Raw genomic sequence first — 22509 nt, 5'->3', positions numbered from 1 at the left:
CGACCCGATGAACCGCACCCCGACCGCCCTCGCCCCGTGGTGGCTGGCCCTCGTGCCCGCGCTGCTGCTGGTGACGATCCCCGCACCGTTCGGCCCGTCGGCGGCCTCGGCCCAGGACGAGGAGAAGGAGGAGGGCGAGGGGTCGGAGGAGAAAAAGGCCGAGGAGCCCGCGCCCGATCCCGACTCGCCCGAGGCCCTCAAGGCGAAGGTGGCCGAGCTGCAGAAGCGGGTCGCAGAGCTGGAGCTGCAGGTGGCGATCATGGACCTGGAGAAGCTCGGCGCCGGGGTGGCGGTCGAGGGCCCCGACGACGGCCCGAAGACCACCCGGGTCACCCTGCCGAAGCTCTGGAGCGGCGACGCCGAGGCGCTGGAGAAGCTCAAGGCGCTGCCCGAGGTGAACGTCGTCTACGTGGACAACCCCGAGTTCAACGACGAGGCCGCCGCCAAGCTCAAGGAGTTCCCGAAGATTTCCTCGCTGACGATCATGTCCCCCGCCCTGACCGGGGCATCTTTGGAGCACCTGAAGCAGATCCCGTCGCTCGGCATGCTCTTCCTCACCGGCACCGCCGTGGGGGACGAGGGCCTGGCGAGCCTGAAGGACCTGCCCGAGCTGAAGGAACTCTCCCTGAGCCGGACGAAGGTCACCGACGCCGGGCTCGCCACCCTGGCCGAGCTCCCCCAGCTCCGCACCCTCTACCTCATCGGCACCGAGGTCAGCGACGAGGCCGTGGCGAAGCTCCAGGAGGCCAAGCCCGAGGCCCGGATCGTCCGCTGATCGGACCGGGCCGATGCCCTTGAGGGGAGACGGGGTCGGGTCATGCCCCGACCGCGCCACGCATGACGCCCCCCGTCATCCGCCGCTCGCCCGGCGCCGATCGCCCCGTCCCTCGGCGAATCAAACCGGGGGGGCGATTCGGTCAACAACGACCCGATGCCGACGAATGCCCGGGTGTCCGGGCCCGGCAGGACACCTGGAGATCCCGCCGTCGCCCGGACGCCCTTGCTCCGGGCGGAGGTCCTCGGCATGGATCGGCACACCTCGAACCTCCCGGGCGACCGGCGATACCCGGTCCTCCGGCTTTGCGCGGGCGTCTCCTCGCTGTTCGGCACGCTGCTAATGGCGGCCGGCGTGCTGCTGCTCGTCTCCGGCCTCGCCGCCGTGTTGGCCATGATGGGGGGAGGGCCGCCGGGGCGGCCCGGCCCGCTGGCCGGCTTCGGGGGGCTGGCGGTGCTGGTCTGGTCCACCGGCCTGCTCGGTGGGGGCCTCCAGTTCGTCGGGCTCGGGGCCCTGATCCGCCTGATGATCCACCTGGAGGAGAACACGAGGGCCTCGGCCCGATCGCTCGGCCGCCTCGTCGAGACCCGGCCGGGAGACGACATCGGGGCGGGCCGTCCCTCGTTCACGTCTTGACCCGGCGAACGGCCGACGATCAGGTCGAGCCCGCCCGATCGGCGACCCGGGCCCGGCGGGGGGGCCGGTGGGTGAGGGCGTAGCCGTACCACTTGAGGTAGTGCGGCAGCCAGGCCCGGAGCCGGAAGCGAGACTCCCCGGCCGACCGGTCCCGCCAGGTCGAGGGGACCTCCCCCAGCTTCCGGCCGGCGGCGTGGGCCTTGGCGGTGATCTCCAGGGAGTAGGCGAACCCGCCCCGGCTCTCGATCGGGAAGTCGAGCAGGACCCGGCGGCGATAGGCCCGGAAGGCGTTGGTGGCGTCGTGGATCGGCAGGGCGCCGAGCCAGTAGAGGCTCACCCCGGCCACCCTCGACATCGTCTTCTTCAAGAGCGGCCCGCCGATCTGGCGCCCGCCCTTCATGTAGCGCGAGGCGGCGACGATGTCATGCCCCTCGTCCCGGATCAGCTCCACCATCCGGGGCACCACCCGGAGGTCGTCGGAGAGGTCGGCCATGGTGATGATCACCACCTCGGCCCTCGTCGCCGCGATCCCCGCCCGGATCGCGTTGAGCACGCCCTTGCCCAGGTCGTTCTTCACGGCCTCGACCCAGGGATACCTCGGCGCCAGCCGGCGGAGCACCGGCAGGGTGTCGTCCCCGTCGAAATCATACACGACCAGCACACGCTTGGGGATTTCGACCTGTTGATCGATCTCCTCCAGGGCGCGTTCGATGTTCGCCCCCTCGTTGTAGACCGGCATCACGAAGTCGATCTCGGCGTCGGGCTGCGGGAGGTCGTCGGGCATGGGCAGGGGCCTCGGCTTCGTCCGGGGGGGCTCGGCCGGTCGCCCGCCCTCCTGCCGGGCGGACGTCCGGTCGGCTCAGGCTCCCGACGTCGGCTTGCGGGCGACGACGAGCATCTGCTTGCCGAAGGCCCACTGGGCCGGCGGCAGCGCCAGGTACAGCCTCACCAGCGACGGGGCCTTGGGCAGTCGGCTCTTGGTGGTGTAGGGCATGAACCGGGCCCGGCACTCGACGACCTCATAGCCGGCGAAGCCCAGCGCCTCGCTCATCCCCTTCTCGCTCAGGGGCAGGGTGTGGTCGAAGAAGTCCCAGAACGAGCCGCCCACCAGCCGGGCGTTGGGCTGCATGATCATCAGCCGGCCGCCGGGCTTGAGCACCGCCTTCAACGCCGCCAGCACCTGGAGCAGCGCGTCGGGCCCCCTCAGGTGCTCGAAGACGTTGCTGGCGAAGGCCAGGTCGATCGAGTCGGGCTCGATCACCTCGTCGAGCCGCTCCAGGGGATGCTGGTGCACCTCCACGCCGGGGGCGGCGGCCCGGGCCGTGTCGGGGTTGAGGTCCACCGCCAGGCGGCGGGCGGCCCGGATGTGGTTGACGAAGTCGCAGTAGCCGGCACCCACGTCGAGCACCGCGCCCTCGCTCGGCACGTAGCGGTCGAAGAACGACCGGCAGAGGATCTCCCAGAGCCGGAGCTTCTCCCGACGGTCCCGGTCGCTGAATCGGCCGGCATAGAGCCGGTCCAGCCCGCCTTCCAGCGTGCCGCGGCCCGGCGGGGTGGGGGGCGGCCACTCGGCCACGGTCAGATCCCGCCCGCCTTGATTTGCTGATCGATCCACGGGATGATCTCGTCGAGAGAGGTCGAGAGGGTGGTGGTGGCCTCGAAGCCGAGCACGCGCCTGGCCTTGCTTACGTCGGGCACCCGACGTTGAACGTCGTGCGGGAAGGGGGCGTCGCTGACGTAGCGGAACGGCTCGTCGCCCCGGATCTTCTTCCAGACGAGCTCGGCCAGCTCGAGCACGGTGGTCGACTCGGCCGTCGAGAGGTTGAAATCCTCGTTGGTCGCGCCCGGGTGCTCGACGGCGATCCGGATGCCCCGGGCGAGGTCGCCGCCATACGTGTAGTGCCTCACCTGGCGGCCGTCGCCGAGGATGTGCAGCGGGTCCTGCCCCTTGAGCACCTTCTGGACGATGTCCGGCACCACGTGGCTCATCGCCAGCTTCACGTTGCCCGACATGATCTCGTGATCGCCCAGGGCCCGCTTCTCGCCGATCCCGACGCAGTTGAACGGCCGGACGATCGTGTAGGGCAGCTTGTATTGTTCCCGGGCACCCTGGGCGAAGTACTCGGTGGCCAGCTTCTGGAAGCCGTAGGTCGATCCAGGCGGCGGGCAGCGCCGCTCGGCCCCCTCGGGCGTGGGGAACTCGTCGCAGCTCTCGAAGACCATCGACGAGCTGACCACGGTGATCTTCCTCAGCCGCCCCTCGCCGCCGTCGAAGGCGGCGATGGCCGCGTCGAAGGCCGCGGCGGTGATCCGCTCGTTCTCGGCGATCAGGTCGTACGCCTTCTCGTGGAACAGCGAGATGCCGCCGATGATCGCCGCCCCCGCCACGAAGTGGTCGCAGCCCGAGAGCAGGTCCTTCAGGAGCCCGACGTCCTTCGCGTCTCCCCTGGCCAGGGTATAGCGCTCGTGGTGGTCGTAGGCGTGCTCGATCGGCCCGTACTTGGAATAGTTGTCCAGGCCGATCACCTCGTGGCCGGCCTCGAGCAACTCCTCCACGAGATAGCCGGCGATGAAACCGGCGGCGCCGGTGACCAGGATCTTCATCGGAGGGGGTCCTCGGGGAGGGGTTCGCCGGGTCGGGGGCGGCCGTCGGATCGGGTCGGTCGGATCGGGAGGGGATCCCCGGGGCAGGTCGGGGATCGGGGGCCTCACTTCGACGGTCGGCCCGACGCCCGGGCCGCCCGAGCGATCGAACCGCATCCCGATGCTGCCAGGAATCGCCCGGGGCCGCAAGCCGAGCCGGGCGGGGTGTTCAGCCCGGAAACGCACCCCGGCCGTAGAGGTTCCAGACGTCGACGATGGGCGTCTCGGCCGGGATCTCCAGGCCCCGGTACCGCCGGTGCGGCACGCCGACGAACAGCAGGTCGGCCCGGCTCACCACCTCCTCGGCCGGCAGGAAGCCCGGGTCCTTGATGTACTCGTCGCTGCAGAGCACGGCCCCGGCCTCGTACTCCAGCAGCTTGCGGAGCTTGTAGGAGAGCGACTCCCGGGGGTCGTCGCTCTCGGCCTTGAAGGCCATGCCCAGCAGCCCGACGGTCATCTTCGAGAGGTCGAACCGCTGCTTGGCATGCCGGACCAGGAAGTTGGGCAGCCCCTCGTTGACCAGCATCGCCGCGTGGCCCAGGGCGAAGTTGTTGTTGTAGGCCGCCGAGAGCTGCATCGTGTCCTTGAACAGGCAAGGGCCGGCGGCGAACCCGCTGCGGGGCAGGCCCGACATCCGGGGGTAGTCCCGCGTCAGCGCGTCGAAGACCCGGTAGAAGTCGAGCCCGTGGTCGGCGGCGATCATGAAGAACTGGTTGGCCGCCGCGAACTGGATGTACCGCCAGACGTTGGCGAAGATCTTCGTCAGCTCCGCCTCCTGGGGCGTCAGGCGGATCAGCGAGTGTGCGATCGTCCCGAACAGCCTGGAGGCCGCCTCGATGGCGTGCTCGTCGCAGCCGGAGACGATCTGGGGCAGCACCACCAGCTCCTCCATCGCCTTCCCCTCGGCCACCCGCTCGGGGCAGAAGGCGACGTGGACGTCCGGGTTCTCCGAGGCGATCAGATCCCGGATCTTCTCCGTCGTCCCGGGGAAGACCGTGCTGCGGAGGATCACCGTCTGGCCGGCCCTCAGGTGCGGGATCAGCCCCTGGAAGAACCGCCGCATCGTGTGGAAGGTCGGGTTGAGGTGCTCGTCGACCGGCGTGCCGATGACCACCACCACGTGCTCGGCCCGCGAGGCCAGGGCCGGGTCCGTCCCCACCTCCAGCGTCTTGCCGACGACCCGGCGGAGCACCTCCTCGGCGCCGTTCTCCAGGAAGGGCATCCGACCCGACCGGACCGTCTCGACGGCCTTCTCGTTGATGTCGAAGACGTTGACCTTCAGCCCCTTCGAGGCGAACGTGATCGCCAGCGGCAGGCCCACATGCCCGCAGCCGCCGACGATACACACGTCGTAGGGGAAGTCCTGGTTGGCCATCGCGTCAGTCCAGGCCCGTCGGTTTCGACGACCGGCCCGGCTCCGGGGTGGGGGTTCGAGGGGATTCCACGGAGATCGGGGCGGCCGGACCGGCCGGGATCACCCGCCACTCCGCGACGGATCGGCCGTCCCACAGGAAGGCATAGCAGCCATCTCGACGGTCTGTCAAATCGGCGATCGGCCGCGTCAGGGCGCCTCGACGTCGGGAGGGGCGGGGTCCCCCGGGGCCCCGCGGCGCACCACCCGGGCCGGGACCCCCACGGCCAGTGCCCCCGGCGGCACGTCGCGCAGCACCACGGCGTTGGCGCCGATCACGGCGTCGTCCCCCACGCGGACGGCCCCCAGCACGCAGGCCCCGCAGCCGATGTCCACCCGATTGCCGATCGTCGGGATCGCCCGGTTCACCCCCCGTCGGGAGACGCCGAAGGTGGTGTTGTGGCGGATGTGGACGTCGTCGCCGATCGACCGGGCGTGCAAGATCATCCCCCCGTGGTGCCAGATCCGGACCCTCCGGCCGAGCCCCACCGTGTAGGGCAGGGTGATCCCGGCGGCGCACTCGACGAACTTGAACAAGACCGAATAGATCAAGGTCATCGGCGCCCGGAGGATCTTGGCCCGGATCCCCATCCTCCAGTTGCCGAAGCGGTGCAGGGCGACGGCCCAGAACCCCTGCTCCAGCCAGCGGCGCTCGTGCGTCTCGAAGTCCTCCCGCCAGAGGGCCCAGAGCGACATCCCCGGCGGGTTCAGGTCCCGGTCCCCCCGGGGCAGCGGGGGCAGGTGGTCGTCCCCCGGGGCCCGGGGGTCGGCCTCGGCGGGGGCGAGGGCGGGGGGTGACGGATGGCTGCCGGTGGTCGTCATGGCGAGTTCGGCCCGGTCGGCAGGAGGGAGTGGCGGACGAAGTCCCGGAGCAGGTGCTCGGGATCCGAGTCGGGTGCGCCGGCCAGCCGGCGTCGGAGGCGGTAGGAGCAATAGCCGACGACCCAGAGCAGGTCGGCCACCGCCGTCGCCGCCCGGCCGTGGTGCGACCGGAAGTACCGCCGTCGGGACTCGAACCAGTAGCCCGGCCGTCGCCTCCTCGCCCGGGCCCGGTCGGTGACGCCGGAACTCTGGCCCACCAGGTGGACCACCCTCGACCTCGGCACGTACCAGCAGGGCCAGCCGAGCTTCGCCGCCCTCCGGCAGAAGTCGACCTCCTCGAAGTACATGAAGTAGGCTTCATCCATCGGCCCGACGGCCTCGAACACCTCCCGGCGGACGATCATGCTCGCCCCGGCCACCCAGTCCGTCGGCACCGGGTCGAGACCCTCGGGGACCGGCGGGGCCACCACCCATTTCGAGAGCAGCCGGGTGGCCGGGCCGAGCCGGAGGCCCCCCTCCAGCTCCCCCAGGGCCGAGGGGAACCGGAAGGCCGACCGCTGCGCCCGGCCGTCGGGGAACTCCAGGCGGCTGCCGGCGATCCCCACGTCGGGCCGGGCGTCCATGAACGCCAACAGCTCCCGGACGGCCCCCGGCCGGACGACCGTGTCGGGGTTCAGCAGCAGGACGTACCTCGGCGGGTCGGCCGAGGCCAGCGCCGGGACGATCGCCCGGTTGTTCCCCGCCGCGAAGCCGCCATTGCGGTCGGCCCGCTCCAGGGACACCCAACCGCCCCAGCCCCGACCCTCGACCTCCCGGGCCAGGAGATCCCCCTCCCCCGAGTCGTTCTCGACCAGGGACGCCCTCGAGCCGGGCACCTGCTCCAGCTCCGGGCCCAGCGATTCGAGGCAGTCGACCGCCAGCCCGGCCGACTTGTAGTTGACGACCACCACCAGCAGCGGGCATTCCCCCGAGTCCCCGGACGGACCCGGCCCGACGGACGGATCCGGCCCCGGCCCGGTCGATCGCCGCTCGACGGTCCCGACAGCCGTCCCCCTCGGCGATCCGCTCCTCGCTCCCATCCGCGCCCCCCGCCCTCGGCCCCCGGCCCCCGACCATCCGCCCGCGAGAACCCTAGCTTACCGCCCGGCGTCCTTCCCCTTCCAGGCCGACCGAGGGCGCCCGGGCCGAGCCGAGCACCGACGTCCCGAACGGCAAGGGCAGGAGGCGCAGCAAACGGTCCTCCAGCCGGCAGAGCCGTTGCATCGCCGTGTTGACCGACGGCCGGGGGATCCCGTGCTGCGGGACCTTGCGATCGCGGCCCCGGCCCGAGTTGAGCAGCCTCACCGCCAGCTTCGGCGCGAACAGCCCCCGGAACAGGTAGCCGACGCGGATCTGCTCCAGTCCCGAGTCCTGCAACACGCCCCGGAGCCGACCGGCCGAGTACCGCCTCCGGTGGTGGTTGATCTCGTCGTGCTCGTCCCAGAGCAGCTCGAAGGCCGGGACGGTGACGACCAGCAGGCCGCCCGGCTTCAGCATCCCCGCCATCGCCGAGGCCGAGGCCCGGTCGTCGTCGAGGTGCTCCAGCACGTCCAGGGCCGTGATCAGGTCGAACCGCCAGGACGGGTCGTCGTAGCTCGGGTCCCCCAGCGGCCGGGTCGAGATCCGGGCCCGGTGCGGCCCCCCCGGGTCGAGCAACTGTTCGTCCACCTCGATCCCCCGGACCCGGCCGAAACGGCCCAGGGCCTCGAAGGACAGGGCGTCGCCGCAGCCGACGTCGAGGATCTCCAGGCCGTCCCCCTCCACCAGGCCCATCCCCCGGAGCCGGTCCAGCAGGATCTGCTCCCGGGCCCGCCACCACCAGTGCTCCCGGTAGAGCCGGGAATAGACGGCGCCGTAGTCGGATTGCATCGTCAGCCCGCCCCCGGGCCGTCGTCGTCCTCGGCCTCCCGGGAGACGACCTCCCGGACCACCGCTGGGGGCCTCCCCCGGGCCTCGTCGCAGGTCCGGGCCACGTACTCGCCGACGATCCCGAGGCAGAAGAGCTGCACCCCGGCGAAGAACCAGATCGAGACGATCAGGCTGGCGAACCCGCTGGGGAACCGCTCCGGCATGAGGAACGACCAGGCCACGTACCCGGCCGCCACCGCGATCGCCAGGGCCGAGAGCACGAACCCGGCCGCCTGCATCAGCCGGATCGGCAGGCTCGTGAAGGAGAACAGCCCGTCATACGCCAGCGCCACCAGCTTCCGCAGGGTGTACTTCGGCGTCCCCGAGTGCCGGGCCGCCCGCTCGTAGGCCACGCCGACCTGGCGATACCCCACCCAGGCCCTCAGCCCCCGGAGGAACCGGCGACGCTCCGGCAGGGCGAGGATCGCCTCGACCACCGGCCTCCTCATGCAGCAGAAGTCCCCCGAATCCAGCGGGATCTCGATCGCCGAGACCGCCCGGAGCAGCCGGTAGAACCCGGCGTAGGCGATCCGGGCCGGCAGCGACTCCTTCCGGCCGGTCCTCACGCCGAAGGCCACGTCCGCCCCCCCCTCCAGCGCCCCGACCAGTCCGGCGATCGCCTCCGGGGGGTCCTGCAGGTCGCCGTCGATCACCGCGATGACCGCCCCCCGGGCGTGCGACAGTCCCGTCGAAATCGCCTCCTGGTGCCCGAAGTTCCGGCTCAGGAAGACCCCCCGGTACCTCGGGTCCCGGGCCACCAGGCCCCGGATGATCGCCTCGGAGCGGTCCGTGCTGCCGTCGGAGACCAGGATGAATTCGTACCCGACGAACCCCAGACCCACGACGGCCGACTCCAGCCTCCGGCCCAGCTCCGGCAGCGTCTGCTCCTCGTCGAGGATCGGCACGACGACCGACAGCAGCGAGCGATCCAAGGTTCCGTCCGCGCTCATCGCTCGGCCCGGACCGCCTCGGGCCCGTTCGCCGCCGGGAGCCCCCGGAGCCGGAAGATCGTGTAGCCTTCGACCTGCTCGACCTCCTGGAAACGTCCCGACTCCAGCCAGCCGGAGAGCATCGCCGCGTACCGCACCAGCCCCCCCGGGTCGGACTCCCCCCGGGCGAGGGCCATCGTCCGGCGGTCCAGGACGAGCAGGTCCGGGGGGTCGGCCTCGTAGTCCCGGTACACCGACTCCGGGTCGACGGGGGCCAGCCCGAGGATGTTCGTCGTGAAGAAGAGGTCCCAGAAGTAGGGGTTGGCCGAGGGGATGTCGGTGGCGAAGTACAGGTAGGCCGAGGCCCCTCCCGCCGCGAAGAGCGTGTCGTCCTCGCCCGCATGCCCCTCGATCGCCTCGACGACGCGGTCCATCGGGCCCAGGGCCTGGGTCCCCGGCAGCTCGGTGTTGACCAGCCCGAGGTGGCCGCAGGTCAGGACGCCGTTGAGCCCCACCGCGGCGAGGACCGCCCCCAGCGCGACCGGCGCCTCCCGGGGCGGGCAGAGCCTCCCGATCGCCGCCGGCACCATCAGGCAAAGCGCCGGGGTGAGCTGCTCGTAGTAGTGGTAGAACGGCTTCATCGGCGAGAGCACGACCCCGGCCGATGCCGCCGCCAGCGCCAGGTAGAACGGCCGGCCCGGGCCCCGGGCCGCGAGCACGACCGTCGAGGCCACCATCATCGCCGCCGGCAGGCGGTCCTTCGCCCCGTAGATCCCCTGGATCATGTTCCAGGGATGGCCCTTGTACCGCCGGGGGGCCAGGAACACGGTCTCGACGTACCCCCCCCAGTCCCCCACCCAGGTGATCAGCGCCGCGATCGCCGCCAGGCCCACGGCCGCCCCCGCCGCCATCCAGGCCGCCGCCCCCAGCCGCCTCGCCGCCGGGGCCCCGCAGCCGAGCAGCGCCGCCAGCGGCACCAGGCCCAGCAGCAGGACCGTCTGCCTGGCGTGGAAGCCCAGCACCAGCCCCGCCCCGATCCCCAGGCAGGCCCCCCGGCCCAGCTCGCCCCGCGAAGCGATCCGGTAGCTGCCGACGACCACCGGGATCACCAGCAGGTTCGCCACGTCCTCCGACGACCACCAGACGAACTCCGGCGCATGCAGCGGCATCAGGATCGCCAGCGCCGCGGCCCCGACCCGGAACCACGCCGCCTCCCCCCGCAGCATCCCCCAGAGCAGGATCGCCTGCAGCGTCACGATCGCCAGCAGCCCCGCCTGCACCGCCCGGTACGACCCCGGCGCCAGCCCCAGCGGCAGGGCGTAGGGCAGCAGCGCCAGCGGCGCCTTGTTGTCCCAGGCCGACTCGTAGAGCGTCCCCCCGTCGAGGACCATCTGGGCGACCTCCCCCATCACGAAGACGTCGTGGTCGACGATCTTCGAGGCGGACGCCAGGTAGAGCGGCGAGGCCGCCGCGGCGACCAGGAGCACCGGGAGCAGGCTGCTGCGCATCGATCCCATACCCTCAGTGGACGCCCCGGAGGGTCGGGGCCCGGCGTCCCCGAGGGCCTCCCGGGCGGCGGCACCCTCACCCCGGTCGCATCCCGACTCCGGGCACGCGGCCCGCGGCCCGCCGCGCCCGGAGTCGGAACGATACCAGGGCGATCCCCGCCCGGCCAGGGCCCGCCCGACCCCCTCCCGGCGGCCGGGGGGCTCAGGTGAGCGGGGGGGGAGGCCCGCCGGCCGAGGCCGCCGGCGGCCGGGTCGCGTCCCGGAACACCAGGAACTGGTTGGTCAGGTAGTTGAAGATCGTCCCGAAGCCGACGCCGATCACCGCGGCCACCTGGACCGGCCAGGACGGCCGGGCCGAGATCACCCCGAGCGTGACGGCGTAGTTGATCAGCGCCCCGATCGAGCAGGCGCCGACGAAGCCCAGGAATTGCGTCGACACCCGGCCTCCCCGGGCGTAGCCGAAGGTGAACCGCCGGTTCAGCAGGAAGTTGGACATCATGCTCACGGCGATCGCCGCGGCCACCGCCGTCGCCTCGGGGACGCCGACCCAGACCAGCGCCGAGAGGATCGCCAGGTTGACCACCAGGCCCAGCAGCCCCACCGCGGCGAACTGCCCGAAGCTGCTCAGGTAGCGGAACTTGTAGATGTACAACCGCCTGAGGTGTTTCAGGTACTTCAGCTGCTCCCGGAACGTCAGCTTGCTCTGGCCCCGCACGCGGTCGGTGAAGCGGATCGGCACCTCGCCGACGTTCTCCAGGCCGCACTTGACGATGATCTCCAGGCCGATCTTGTAGCCGACAGGGTTGAGGTACTTCGCCCGCGCCAGGTCGGCCCGCCGGAAGGCGAAGAAGCCGGCCATCGGGTCGTGCGCGTCGGTCAGGGGCCGGGCCAGCAGGGTGGCGACCCGGCTGTTGAGCCATCGGAAGAAGCCCCAGTCGTCGTCGGTCGAGCCGCCGGGGACGTACCGCGAGCCGATGGCGAATTCCTGGCCGCTCTCCAGGGCGAGGATCAGGTCGGGGATCTTCTCGGGAGGGTGGCTGAGGTCGGCGTCCATGACCACCACGACCGGGTGCCGGGCCAGCCCCAGGCCGTCGACCACCGCCTGGCTGAGCCCCCGGTCCGCGGTCCTGACGACGATCCTCGACCAGTCGTAGCCGCAGTCCCGGACCGCCTCGACGCTGCCGTCCCGGCTGTCGTCGTCCATCAGCAGGACCTCGAGGTCGATCTCGTGCTCCACCCGGAGCCGCTCGAGCCGGTCCAGCAGGGGCGGGATGTTCTCCGCCTCCTTGTAGGTCGGGATGACGATCGACAGGGGGGAGCGCACCCGGATCTCCGCCAGCCTCTCCGTCGGCTCGGTCGGCTTGGTGTCGAGTTCAGCAGGCATGGGTTGCTCGGGGCTTCTCGCGTCGCGTCGATTCGATTCGAAGTCGGGGGGCCCGGGCCGACGTCCCGCCGATGCCCCGGGTCCCCGGAGGCTACGACCGGCCGCCGGCCGCGTGACCGGCCGCCCGAGCGGGCCTCAGGAGAGCAGGAACTCCAGGTCGTCCCGGGAGAGGGTCTTGATGATCGACCGGTTGTCGGCGTTGAGGATCGCGTCGGCCAGCTCGCGCTTCTGCTGCTGCAGGTCGACGATCTTCTGCTCGACCGTGTCCCGGCAGATCAGGCGGTAGGCGAACACGTTGTTCGTCTGGCCGATCCGGTGGGAGCGGTCGATCGCCTGGGCCTCGACCGCCGGGTTCCACCAGGGGTCGAGCAGGTACACGTATTCGGCCGCCGTCAGGTTCAGCCCCAGCCCGCCGGCCTTCAGGCTGATGAGGAAGACCTGGCAGTCGGGGTCGGTCTGGAACCGCTCGACGCGCTGGGCGCGGTTGCGGGTCCGGCCGTCGAGGTATTCGTAGGTCAGCCCCTCCTCGTCCAGGGCGTCCTTCACCAGGCCGAGGAAGGTGGTGAACTGCGAGAAGACCAGCGCCTTGTGCCCCTCGTCGACCACCTCGGCCAGCTGCGGCAGCAGCATGTCGAGCTTGGCCGAGGGCTCCTCGCCGTGCAGCTCGGGGTTGATCAGGGCCGGGTGGCAGGCCGCCTGCCGCAGCCGGAGCAGGGCCTCCAGCACCTCGATCTTCGACCGGTTCAGGTCGGTCGAGCCCTTCTTCAGGAGGGCGTGCCGGTAGTGGGCCTTCAGCTCCTCGTAGATCCGGCGCTGGGCCGGCTCCATGGTGCAGTACAGGGTGTTCTCGGTCTTCTCGGGCAGGTCCTTGACCACCTGGGCCTTGGTCCGCCGCAGGATGAACGGCTTGAGCGCCTTGGCCAGCCCGGCCCGGGCCCCCTCGTCCTGCCCGGCGGAGGCGGAGGTCAGCCCCTTGAAGGCGTTGGCGCCGCCGAGCATGCCGGGGTTGAGGAACTCGAAGATCGACCAGAGTTCGCCCAGGTGGTTCTCGATCGGCGTGCCGCTCATGGCGAGCTTGTGCCGGCCCTGGAGCAGCCGACACGCCTTGGCGGCCTGGCTGGAGGCGTTCTTGATCGCCTGGGCCTCGTCCAGGATCACCGAGTCGAACTCGATCTTCGACAGCTCGGCCGCGTCGGTCCGGACGGTGCCGTAGGTGGTGACGATCAGGTCGTGCTCGTCGAACCGCGTGCGCATCTGGGGGCGGCCCCGGCCGGTGTAGTCCATCACCCTCAGCTCCGGGGTGAACTTGGCGGCCTCCTCCAGCCAGTTGAACACCAGGGACCTCGGCACGACGGCCAGCGCCGGCCCCTCGGCCGTCCCCTGCCGCTTGCGGTGCTGCAGCAGGGCGAGCACCTGGATCGTCTTGCCCAGGCCCATGTCGTCGGCCAGGATGCCGCCGAAGCCGAACCGCTCCAGGTAGTCGAGCCAGCCGAGCCCCTCCTCCTGGTACGGGCGGAGCGTGCCGGTGAAGCCCTCGGGGGCCTCCAGCGAGCGGAGCCCCTCGAACTCGTGGAGCTGCTTGCGGGCGCGGCGGAACCCCTCGTCCACCTTCACGTTCGGCTGGGAGGCGAGCAGGGCGTCCAGCAGGCTCGCCTGGGCCAGCCCGAAGCGGAGCGTGCCGTCCTGCTCGGTCCCCAGGTCGACGAGCATCCCGTACTTCTTCATCCAGTCCTCGGGCAGGACGCCGATCGACCCGTCGGCCAGGGTGATCCGGCTCTCCCCCCTCCGGGCGGCGGCCATCACCTCGGGCAGCGAGACGGACTGGCCGCCGAAGTCGACCGCCCCGTCCAGCTCGAACCAGTCGATGCCGCTGGTCACCGAGAGCTTGAACTCGCCGACCGGCTGGATCACCTCCCCCTCGGCCTCGACCTGCCAGCCCTCGGCCACCAGCTCCCGGACCACGGCGCCGAGCCGCTTGGCGGGCAATTCGAGCGTGCCGGGGTCGACCAGGTGGTCCTTCGACTCGCGGAAGCCGACCTCGAAGAGGCGGATCGCCGCCGCCTGCTCGGCCGGCACGTCGCGGTGGATGACCACCTTGCGGCCGGTGCTGACGAACAGGTTGCCCGTCATCTGCGCCGGGACGGCGGTGCCCTCGTACACGTATTCGAGCTGGCCGAGCACCCGGTCGGCCTCGACCCCGTAGTTCCGCCGGGGGCTCCGGGCGATCAGCCGGGGCCGGGGGGCCGACTTGATGGTCTCCAGCGGCAGTTCCTCGATCAGATCCCCGGGGCCGAGCTTGGCCTCCTCCAGGATCGTGGCGAGCATGGCGTCCTGCTTCTCGGCGTCGAGGAAGATCATCTCCTTCTCGTCGCGGAGGCGGGAGACCCACTGCGGCACCCCGGCGTCGTCGAACCGGGCGGCCCGGCCGGTGCCCAGCACGAGCATCCCGGGCAGGATCGCCAGCGGCTCGGCCAGGTCCATCCGGCCGTGCTTGCGGTGCAGGGCGCCTCGCCAGGTCCAGCGCTTGCCGGCGGCGTCCTGGCGGACGTCCAGCCAGAACTGCCAGGGGGGGCCGTCGTCCCATCGCAGGCCCGGGGGATCGTCCTCGCCGTCGGTGCGTCGCAGGCGGCAGCGGCCGGTCCGGCAGAGGCGCTCGATGATCTCGACCTGCCTCCCCTGCGCCAGGATGAACCGGCGGATCGCCCCCGGCATCCGCGCCGGGCCCCGGGTGCCGCCGTTGGCCCCGCCGCTCCCGCCGCCGCCGGTGTTGCTGCCGGAGGTGACGGTGGCCACGATGTCGCGGGACTGCTGGAGGAACTCCAGCACCTGCAAATCCTCGGAGTCGACCTTCGAGGCCGCCGTGGCCGGCGTGTGCCACCAGGGTCGCAGGGGCCCCCGGGTGCCGTCGGGCTTGCGCTCACGGCGGGCGAGGTCGATGACCAGCCTCCCCTGGGCCTGGGTGGCGGGCACGTCGATGATGTAGTACAGCCGCCGCTTGGTCTTCTTCTGCGGCTTGTTGACGCCCGGCCCCAGCCCCGGGGGGGGGGGCGGGGCCTCCTTGCCCTGGGCCAGCGGCCCCTTGGGCAGCGGCTTGCCCCCCTTGGCGTACGGGGCGCCCTGCCGGGGCGGGTAGTTCTTGCCGCCGGGGCCGGTCGGCAGCCCCTGATTCTGCTTGCCGCGGCCCTTCTGGCCCGGCCCCGGCCGCCCCTGGGGGCCGCCGTAGCCGGGCCGGCTCGCCGTCGGGTCGGGCCCGGGCCCCCCGGCGGTGGGCCTCGGCCCGTGCCCGTTGGACGCCCCGTGCCCGTTGGACGCCCCGCCCTCGGGGGTCGAGGCCGGGGGCTGGCGGCGGGGGGGGCCGACGGGCAGCAGGCGAAGCGGGCGGCCCTCGGCCGGTTCCAGCAGGCCCCGGGCGTCGGTCGCCAATACGGTCGCCCAGATGTGCTTGCACGGCGCCCCGGCCCCCTCGGGGCCGAAATACGGGCAGGTGCAGGAGGCGAGCAGGCGGTCGCCGCGCAGCCAGAGCCGCACCCGGTAGCTCGTCGTGCCCCGGACCTTGGCCGCGATCTCCCCCGGCCCGTCGACGCGCACGAGGACCCGCCCCTTGGCGAAGTAGGCCCTCCCCCGGGCGCGGACCCCCTCGGCGAAGTCGCGAGCGACCTTCTGGGCGATCCCCGTCGGCGCCTTTCGTCTCGGTTCCACGCTGCTCTCCTGGCGTCGGTCTTCGGTGGCCCACTGGAGGTCGGCGTCGAACCGGGACGGCTCGTCGCCGCTGCCCGCCCCGACCTCGACCCCCGGGCCGGTCGGCCCCCGGAACGCCCGCGCCCCGGTCGAGGCGTCGACGCCCCCCCCGAGTCGATCCTCGATCGACTGCCCGGGGGGGCCCGACTCGCCGAGGCGCCAGTCCTTGGTCACGTCGTCCATTCGTCCTCGAAATCATCCCGGCCCGCTCGCTCGATCGATCGGGGCCGGATCGGCCGGCCTGGGGGGCCGGTTGCCTGGTTCTGGTTCGGTTGGTCGTCGGCCGGTCGGGGAGGGGCCCCGAGGGCCCGGCCGGGTCGGGTCGATGCGTCGTCGGGTGTCGGTCGCGGTCGGTTCGCGGGGTCGGGGGTGGGGAACGGGAAACGTCGGCGATCAGTCGAGTCGATCGGCGTGCGGCCGGGCCCGACATCGGCCTCCGGCCCGGCCCGGATCAATTCAAGTCCCGGACCCATGAGGATGGGGGTCGCGGTGCCGGCCCCCGGACAGCCGGAGGAGCCGGGCCATCGGCACGATCAGCAGCAGCCAGAACATCAGGACCCGTCGGGCGGCGACCGAGGGACCATCTCGCATCGCCGGGGGGATCGCGGACAGCAGCGAGGGCGGGATCATCGCCGGGAAGACGCGGCGAACCACCGCCGGGACGAATTCGACCGTCAACGCCAGGTCGGCGAGCCGGCGGCAGACCTCCTCGCGGTCGGTCGGCGGGCCGAAATCGGCCCGGTTCAGCTCCAGGGCCCGCACGGCTCGCCGGGGGATCGGGGGAGCCGCTCGGAGCCGGGCCATCGGCGAGGTGATGACCCCGATCGAGACGCCGTCAGGACCCAGCCGGCAGGACCCAGGGGCGACCCGGGCCCGATCCGGGCAAGGTTGCCCGTACGGCCCGATCGGCATGACGGCCCCGCTGGAGGTGCCGAACGCCATCCGACCCGGCACTTCGGGGGCGGGGGGGAGAGTCCACCGACTTCGAATGAGTTCGTAGAGCAATTCGCGTTCCGAGACGTCCATCCGGCCGAATCGGGGGGACCGGGGTCCTCCCCGACGACCGGGCCAATGGAAGCTGAACGCGCCCGGCCCGTGCCGGACGAGGCCCGACTCGAACGCCGACCAGGGCCACGGTGATCCCGGCCCAGTGGGGTGAGGCGATGCAGGCCGTCGCCGTCCGATCGGATCCGCCACCGGCCGATCCATGCGACCGGCACGGCTGCCGACGCGATCAGGCCGAGGCCCAGGGAGAGATGTTGCGGGCCGAGAGGGCCGTCGACCGCGGCCAGGCCGCAGGCGACGACGACAACCCACCAGAGCAGGGCCCGGGACGCCTCCCGGCGATCGCGCCGGGCGGCCCGGGATTCCCGACGGGGGATTGTGTCCATCTCGGGCCGCCTGGCAACCCCAGTTCCATGCCGCCGGTGCGGTCGTTCGCCCGGCGAGGCGGGATCGATGCGGCCCCCCAATGGATCGGGCGTCTTCCGGCAGGAGCCGGGGCCCGAAACCCGGGGGAGGCGTCGGTCAGATCGTGATCCTCAAGTCGGCTGTCTCGATGCGTCCGACCATCGCGGTCGCCCGATCGATCTCTCGATCGTCGGCAGCCAGCCCGATCGTCCGCCCGCTCGCACATTCGGTGAGGGAGGGAATCGCCACCCTCGAACTTACTCTGGCACGCCGCGCCGAAAAGGTCAAGTCCCCGGTGCTCGCCGTCCTGCGAAACCGATGCCTTCTTGCCACATCTCCCGGCCTCCTCGGGCGGTCCCCCCTCCCACATCCTACGACATGCGCCCGCCCCGTGTTTGCCCCCCGGCCGATTTTTCCGCCGGTCGTCGGACCCGCGGCGCGAGGCCACTCACCGGGTGGCCGCCTCGGGAGGACCACCTGCGACCACTCGCCGGGTCGGGTCGCGGACGGGCCGCTTGCCCGGATCCGGCCCGCCTCCTCCCCCCTATCTCCTGCCCTCGGCCTCCACCTCGCCGCCCCGAGTCCGGGGGCGTATGGGGGCACCCGGGGCCGTCCTCCGGCCGAGCCGGTCGAGGCCCAGCGCCCGCTTCAGGGCGGAGGCGACCCTCGGGTGCCTCCTCGCGGTGAAGTAGACCCAGGCGTGCCATCGGGAGCGGACCAGGCCCGGCACGAGCCTCCTCGGCGACACGGCCGGGGCCCAGGACCGGTCCGGCTCATAGCCCCGGCGGACGAGCCAGTCGCCGCCGATCCGCTCCAGCGTCGCCAGGTGCTCCGGCCCCAGCGCCTCCCGCCAGCCGCCGACCTTCCCGGTCCTCAGGTGGTTGCCGTGCAGGAGCGTCTCCGGGTCGTGCCGCATCGCCCGGGAGGGGTCGTCCGGGTCTTCCCCCCGGTCGAGCAGCTCCCGGCGGCCCTCCTCGATCCGACGCCGGTTGGCCTCCGGCGAGTACGACTCGGCGACCTCCTCGGCCTCGTCCCCCGAGATCACAATGCCGAGGAACCGGGCCAGCTCTCGGACCCCCCCCGCCGGGTCGAGCACCAGGTCCTCGTAGCGCTGCACCAGCACCCCGGGGCGGCCCATCCAGAAGCGGTCATTCTGGAGGATCCGGTGGACCAGGCCCTCGGCCATCAGGGCCTCGAACGTCCGAGCCTGCTTGTGCCGCATCGAGTCGACCACGTCCCGCAGGTCGCGGTACGAGTAGACGGCCAGCGCGTCCCCCTCGGCCACGGCCCGGGCAAAATTCGCGTGCCGGTCGTGGCACTTCAGGACGCGGAAGCGGCCACGGCCCGGGGCGGGGTCGTAGCCGTGCCCCTCCACGTACCCCAGCCGCTGTCCCTTGCGGCGCCACTCGATCAGGCGCCCCACCACCTCGTACTGCCAGGTGGAACAGGCCCGATACATCCCGCAGCAGATGACGTCCATGAGCGCCCCTCCTCCCCGAGGTGATTGAGCCCGGACGCCGCACGCTAGCCGATCCCCCCGGATCGGTCCAGGGCGATCGGCCCGGGGTCGGCGGGGACGAGCCTCGAGAGCCCCCCCACTCGGGCGGAGTCGGCCCCCGGGCGGGGGTGGCTCGACTGGCCTTGCGGTCGGGGGCCGATGCCGTTAGAACGCCGACGCCAGGGTCCCGGCGGGGATCGCCCGACGTTCGGGATCCTGCCCGGACCCCGGCCCGGCATCGAGGGCGGGGAGGCGAGGTATGTCATCCGGCACCCGCTCCGGCCCCCCGGGGTCCCGGCTGCTCGCCCCCGCCCTGATCGTCGGGCTCGGTGTGGCCCTGGCCGCATTCGTCGCCTCCCGGCGGGGGAACCTCGCCTGGGACGACGCCGACTACCTCCAGCGGGGCCTCCGCCTGGCCCGGCTGGCCCGGGAGCTGGGGCCCCCCGCGCTCGCCGAGTTGCTCCGGGAGGGGCCGAAGCCGCCGATGCTGGTGGCCTGGATCGAGTTGGCCGCCCTGCTGGCCGGGCGGCACCGCCCGACGACGGTGATCGTCCTGTCCTCCGTCCTCCCCTTCGTCCTGCTGATGCTCGCCGTCGCGGGCCTCGCCCGGCGCCTGCACGGGCCGAGGGCCGCCCCGGTCGCCCTGCTCGTGCTGGCCGCCTCGCCCCTGGCGCTGTCCTACGGGGCGAAGGTGATGGTCGAGACGTTCATGGCCCTCTGGGTCCTGCTGGCCTTCGCCGGGGCCGCCCTCGTCCTGGATCGGCCGACCCGGGGGCGGGCGCTGCTGCTGGGGGCCGCCCTGGGGGCGGCGGCGATGACCAAGATGACCGTCGCCCTGCTGCTGCCCGCGCCGGGGCTGTACTTCGCGGTGGCGCTCGCCCGGCGCGACTTCCCCCGGTCGGCCAAGGCCCGGGCCTGGGCCTGGATCCTGGCGCCTTGCCTGGCGATCGCGGGCCCCTGGTACGCCGAGAACGCCGGGGACGCCGTGCGGTTCTCGGCCCGGGCCGCGCGGTACAATCTCCTCGCCGAGGGGAGGGCGGACTCGACCCCCATCGACCACCGGCTATCCCTGCTCGCGGGAGACCTGGCCGGCTGGGCCGTGCTGGCGGGCATGGCGGTGGTGGTCGCGGCGGCGGCGGCCGTACGGGCCAGGCGGGGAGGACCGGACGGGGAGGGGTCGGGGCGGCCCGGGCCTTCGCCTCCGGCCGCCTCGGAGCTTTCCCGGATCACCCTGCTCGGCCTAGCTGGCGGGGGGGCCGTCTTGCTGTTCACACCCCACTTCGACCCCCGGTTCCTGCTGCCGGCCTGGCCGGCGCTGGCGGTCTGCGCCTCGGGGTGGCTGGTCCGGGGGATCGCGCCGGCCCCCCGGGCCCTGGGGGGCCTGGTCGTGGCCTCGCTGCTGCTCGGCGTGGGGATCTCCGGGATGCGGCTCCTCCGGGAGCCCCGTACGACGACCTGCTGGGAGGTCGGGGCGCTGATCGACGAGCTGGTCGACCGGCACGGCGCCCGTCGGATCGGCCAGGTGGGAGACTCCCCCGGCTGGAACGTCTGCAAGACCGGCCTGGTCAACGAGCTGCGCGACGACCCCGCCGACTGCGACGTCTCGCACAACCTCTCCCGCCTCTCCCCCGAGGAACTCGCCCGCCTCGCCCCCCGGTTCGATGCCCTGATCGTCCTGTCCCCCGACGCCTTCCCCCCCGGCCTGCTCGCCTCGGCGCCGGGCCTCAACCGGGCGCTCGACGCCGCGGCCGACGCCCTCCCCCCCGACCGCTTCCTCCGGGTCGAGCCGGCCTCCGCCGCCGCCGCCGGACTTCCCCCGATGTCGATCTACGTCCGACGCCCCGACCTCCCCGGCCCCCGGGGCTCGACGTCAGGCCGGGTCCGGCCCGCCTCGCCCGAGGTCCTGCCCGAAGACGATCCGGTGCCCGTCGGGCGTGACGACGGCGAACTCGCGCATCCCCCAGGGCCTGTCGCCGATCGGGTGCCAGATCGACGCCCCCCGGGCCCGGTACTCCTCGAACAGCCCTTCGGCGTCGTCGACCGGGAGGTACAGGAACCAGGAGTGGTCGATGCACGACGGGTCCGACATCGGCCTGGCCTCGGGGCAGTGGCCGAGCCTCAGCCGGCAGGCCCCCCGGCGCAGGAATGACCACCCCTCGACGGCCCTCGTCTCCTCGAAGCCGAGCACCTCGACGTAGTACCGCCGGGAGGCGTCCAGGTCGTTGACCGCCAGCACCGACGTCGAGCCGAGGATCTCGGGCACGGGACGGGCCTCCCCCTGCGACCGGCTCACGAATCCCGGCCTCCGCCCGGGGCTGCGGCCGGGGCGTCCCGGTCGACCGGGGCCGGGGCCGGGTCGGGTTCGACCGGCTCCCCGGCCGCGTCCGCGGGCGCCGCGTCCGCGGGCTCCTCGCCCCGGTTGACGACCCGGACGTTGGCGAAGAGGACGGGCTCCAGGTTGTAGCGCGGCTCCCACTCGTCGGCCCGGATCTTCACCACGTTGTCGAGGAAGCTCAACAGCGGCCTGGTGGCGTCGGGGGCGAAGCGGAGCAGGTTGGTGGCCGGCTGCCTCGTCTCGATGAAGTCGACCCGGCTGAGCCGCTGTCGGGCGACCACCGGCTCCAGCTCCCGGACGGCGTCGGCCGACTCGGCGTCCTTGGACCCGGCCTCCAGCAGCATCGGCACCCGGGGGGCCAGGCCGGAGACGACCGGGCCGATCGGCCGCCCGCCGGCCTCGGGCTTCGGGGAGATCAACGCCAGCCCGGCGAGGTCGCTGGTGCGGCCCTCGATCGAGACGGCGGCCCCGGGGGTGGCCGCCCAGATCGCCGCCAGGTTGGCCCCGGTCCCCAGGCCGACGACGCCGAACTTCGCCAGGTTCAGCTCCCGGCGGTTGTGACGGTCGAGCAGGAACCGGTAGACCGCCTGGAGGTCGCCGACCATCCTCGGGCTGGCCCCCTCCTCCCCCCGGCTGGCCCGCGAGGGGCTCTGGCCGTGGCCCCTGAGGTCGACGGCGACGACGGCGTAGCCCAGCTCCTGGAGGTGCCCGGCGAGGCCCTGGCCCGCCAGCTCGGCGATCGGGTCGTCGAAGTCCTTGGCCGACCGGCCGGCGCCCAGGTCGTGGACCAGCATCACCACCGCCGCCGTCGCCCCCTGCTCCGAGGGGTAATACCGGGCCGCCAGGGGGGAGCCGTCGACCCCGGCCAGCGTAAGCTCATAGTGGAACGGCCACTCCGGGATGACGGTCGCCGCCGCCGGGGGCCGGGCCGGGGGCGGGACGTCGGGCCGGGCCCCGTCGGCCCCGGCCCGCATCGCCCCCCCCCCGGCCGGGGCCAGCGGGTCGGCCCCGGGACGATCGGCCAGGTCCTCGGGGGTCTCCCCGGCCGGGGGCAGCCGGAGGCCGCCCCCCTCGGCCTTCTCCGGGACGGTCCTCGGGACGCTCCGGGGGCGCCTGGCGGGCTCCTGGGGCGGCGCGGGCGGCTCCTGCCGGGCCGGGGCCGGGGCCGGGGGCTCCTCCTGGGGGCGGGTCGCCGTCCCCCAGGCCGCCCCGGCCGTCGCCGTCGCCAGGGCGATCCCCAGCATCGCCGCCCCGGCGGGGGCCGGGCCCCATCCCCTCCGCGACTCGCCCGAAACCGCCCACCGATCGCTGCCCATCGTCTCGCCCCCTTGCCGACGCCCGCCCCGGCCTCGATCGATCGCCCGGCCCGTCTCCGCACCCGGCGACGCCCGCCGGGGCCTTCCGGCCCGGTCCATCGTATCGGCCCGGTCCCCCCGGGTTCCAGCCTGCCGATTCCGGATCTCCAGGATCGAT

Annotated in this window: 17 protein-coding genes and 1 pseudogene; 3 read left to right on the top strand and 15 right to left on the bottom strand. The window is 72.9% G+C overall.

What is annotated here, in order from left to right; all coding sequences use genetic code 11:
- The first annotated feature begins 7 nt into the window (after nt 1-7).
- Both ElP_RS33900 and ElP_RS40250 read left to right on the top strand, forming a co-directional pair.
- Nucleotides 8-775, top strand: a complete 768-nt coding sequence (locus ElP_RS33900; protein ID WP_145277902.1) for a leucine-rich repeat domain-containing protein — start codon at nt 8-10, stop codon at nt 773-775.
- 249 nt (nt 776-1024) lie between these two features.
- Nucleotides 1025-1411: a hypothetical protein gene (locus tag ElP_RS40250; protein WP_231749362.1), complete on the top strand. Its 387-nt coding sequence runs from the start codon at nt 1025-1027 to the stop codon at nt 1409-1411.
- 19 nt (nt 1412-1430) lie between these two features.
- Here the strand turns inward: ElP_RS40250 and ElP_RS33890 are convergent, their stop codons facing one another.
- From ElP_RS33890 to ElP_RS33830, 13 genes are all read right to left on the bottom strand, one after another.
- Nucleotides 1431-2195, bottom strand: coding sequence for a glycosyltransferase (locus tag ElP_RS33890; RefSeq protein WP_145277899.1), 765 nt, complete (start codon nt 2193-2195; stop codon nt 1431-1433).
- Nucleotides 2196-2270: 75 nt separating this feature from the next.
- Nucleotides 2271-3026, bottom strand: coding sequence for a class I SAM-dependent methyltransferase (locus tag ElP_RS33885; protein WP_197446583.1), 756 nt, complete (start codon nt 3024-3026; stop codon nt 2271-2273).
- The gene (locus ElP_RS33880) at nt 2990-4015 is read right to left on the bottom strand and encodes an NAD-dependent epimerase/dehydratase family protein (protein WP_145277897.1); all 1026 of its coding nucleotides are present in this window, start codon (nt 4013-4015) and stop codon (nt 2990-2992) included. The genes ElP_RS33885 and ElP_RS33880 overlap by 37 nt, the downstream gene beginning before the upstream one ends.
- Before the next feature lie 208 nt (nt 4016-4223).
- A complete protein-coding gene (locus tag ElP_RS33875; RefSeq protein ID WP_145277896.1) occupies nt 4224-5429 on the bottom strand; it encodes a nucleotide sugar dehydrogenase in 1206 nt (401 codons plus the stop codon).
- Nucleotides 5430-5615: 186 nt separating this feature from the next.
- Entirely contained in the window at nt 5616-6287 is a 672-nt protein-coding gene (locus ElP_RS41005) for a serine O-acetyltransferase (RefSeq protein WP_315852656.1), read from the bottom strand.
- Nucleotides 6284-7366 carry a glycosyltransferase family 2 protein gene (locus tag ElP_RS33865; RefSeq protein ID WP_145277894.1) on the bottom strand — a complete coding sequence of 361 codons (1083 nt, stop codon included), beginning with the start codon at nt 7364-7366 and terminating at the stop codon, nt 6284-6286. The genes ElP_RS41005 and ElP_RS33865 overlap by 4 nt, the downstream gene beginning before the upstream one ends.
- A 52-nt stretch (nt 7367-7418) precedes the next feature.
- Complete coding sequence (locus ElP_RS40865; RefSeq protein WP_145277891.1) at nt 7419-8195, bottom strand: class I SAM-dependent DNA methyltransferase; 777 nt, start codon at nt 8193-8195, stop codon at nt 7419-7421.
- Between the two features lie 2 nt (nt 8196-8197).
- Nucleotides 8198-9166: a glycosyltransferase family 2 protein gene (locus ElP_RS33855; RefSeq protein WP_231749361.1), complete on the bottom strand. Its 969-nt coding sequence runs from the start codon at nt 9164-9166 to the stop codon at nt 8198-8200.
- Nucleotides 9167-9180: 14 nt separating this feature from the next.
- A complete protein-coding gene (locus ElP_RS33850; RefSeq protein ID WP_145277887.1) occupies nt 9181-10671 on the bottom strand; it encodes a hypothetical protein in 1491 nt (496 codons plus the stop codon).
- A gap of 202 nt (nt 10672-10873) precedes the next feature.
- Nucleotides 10874-12055, bottom strand: coding sequence for a glycosyltransferase (locus ElP_RS33845; RefSeq protein ID WP_145277885.1), 1182 nt, complete (start codon nt 12053-12055; stop codon nt 10874-10876).
- A gap of 135 nt (nt 12056-12190) precedes the next feature.
- Nucleotides 12191-15976: a DEAD/DEAH box helicase gene (locus tag ElP_RS33840; RefSeq protein WP_145277884.1), complete on the bottom strand. Its 3786-nt coding sequence runs from the start codon at nt 15974-15976 to the stop codon at nt 12191-12193.
- Nucleotides 15977-16249: 273 nt separating this feature from the next.
- Nucleotides 16250-16735, bottom strand: a complete 486-nt coding sequence (locus ElP_RS33835; protein WP_145277882.1) for a hypothetical protein — start codon at nt 16733-16735, stop codon at nt 16250-16252.
- A 1012-nt stretch (nt 16736-17747) separates the two neighbouring features.
- Nucleotides 17748-18683, bottom strand: a complete 936-nt coding sequence (locus ElP_RS33830) for a sulfotransferase domain-containing protein (RefSeq protein WP_145277880.1) — start codon at nt 18681-18683, stop codon at nt 17748-17750.
- 277 nt (nt 18684-18960) lie between these two features.
- Here ElP_RS33830 and ElP_RS41490 point away from each other — a divergent pair.
- Nucleotides 18961-19665 (top strand): annotated as a pseudogene (locus ElP_RS41490) (ArnT family glycosyltransferase); the annotation flags it as partial.
- Between the two features lie 906 nt (nt 19666-20571).
- Here the strand turns inward: ElP_RS41490 and ElP_RS41485 are convergent.
- Together ElP_RS41485 and ElP_RS40860 are read right to left on the bottom strand one after the other, a co-directional pair.
- Nucleotides 20572-20889: a VOC family protein gene (locus tag ElP_RS41485; protein ID WP_390836118.1), complete on the bottom strand. Its 318-nt coding sequence runs from the start codon at nt 20887-20889 to the stop codon at nt 20572-20574.
- 101 nt (nt 20890-20990) lie between these two features.
- The gene (locus ElP_RS40860) at nt 20991-22352 is read right to left on the bottom strand and encodes an alpha/beta hydrolase (protein ID WP_197446582.1); all 1362 of its coding nucleotides are present in this window, start codon (nt 22350-22352) and stop codon (nt 20991-20993) included.
- Nucleotides 22353-22509: the final 157 nt, after the last annotated feature.

The organism is Tautonia plasticadhaerens (assembly GCF_007752535.1).
GTDB lineage: Bacteria > Planctomycetota > Planctomycetia > Isosphaerales > Isosphaeraceae > Tautonia > Tautonia plasticadhaerens.
This window is presented reverse-complemented; position numbering and strand designations above follow the sequence as displayed.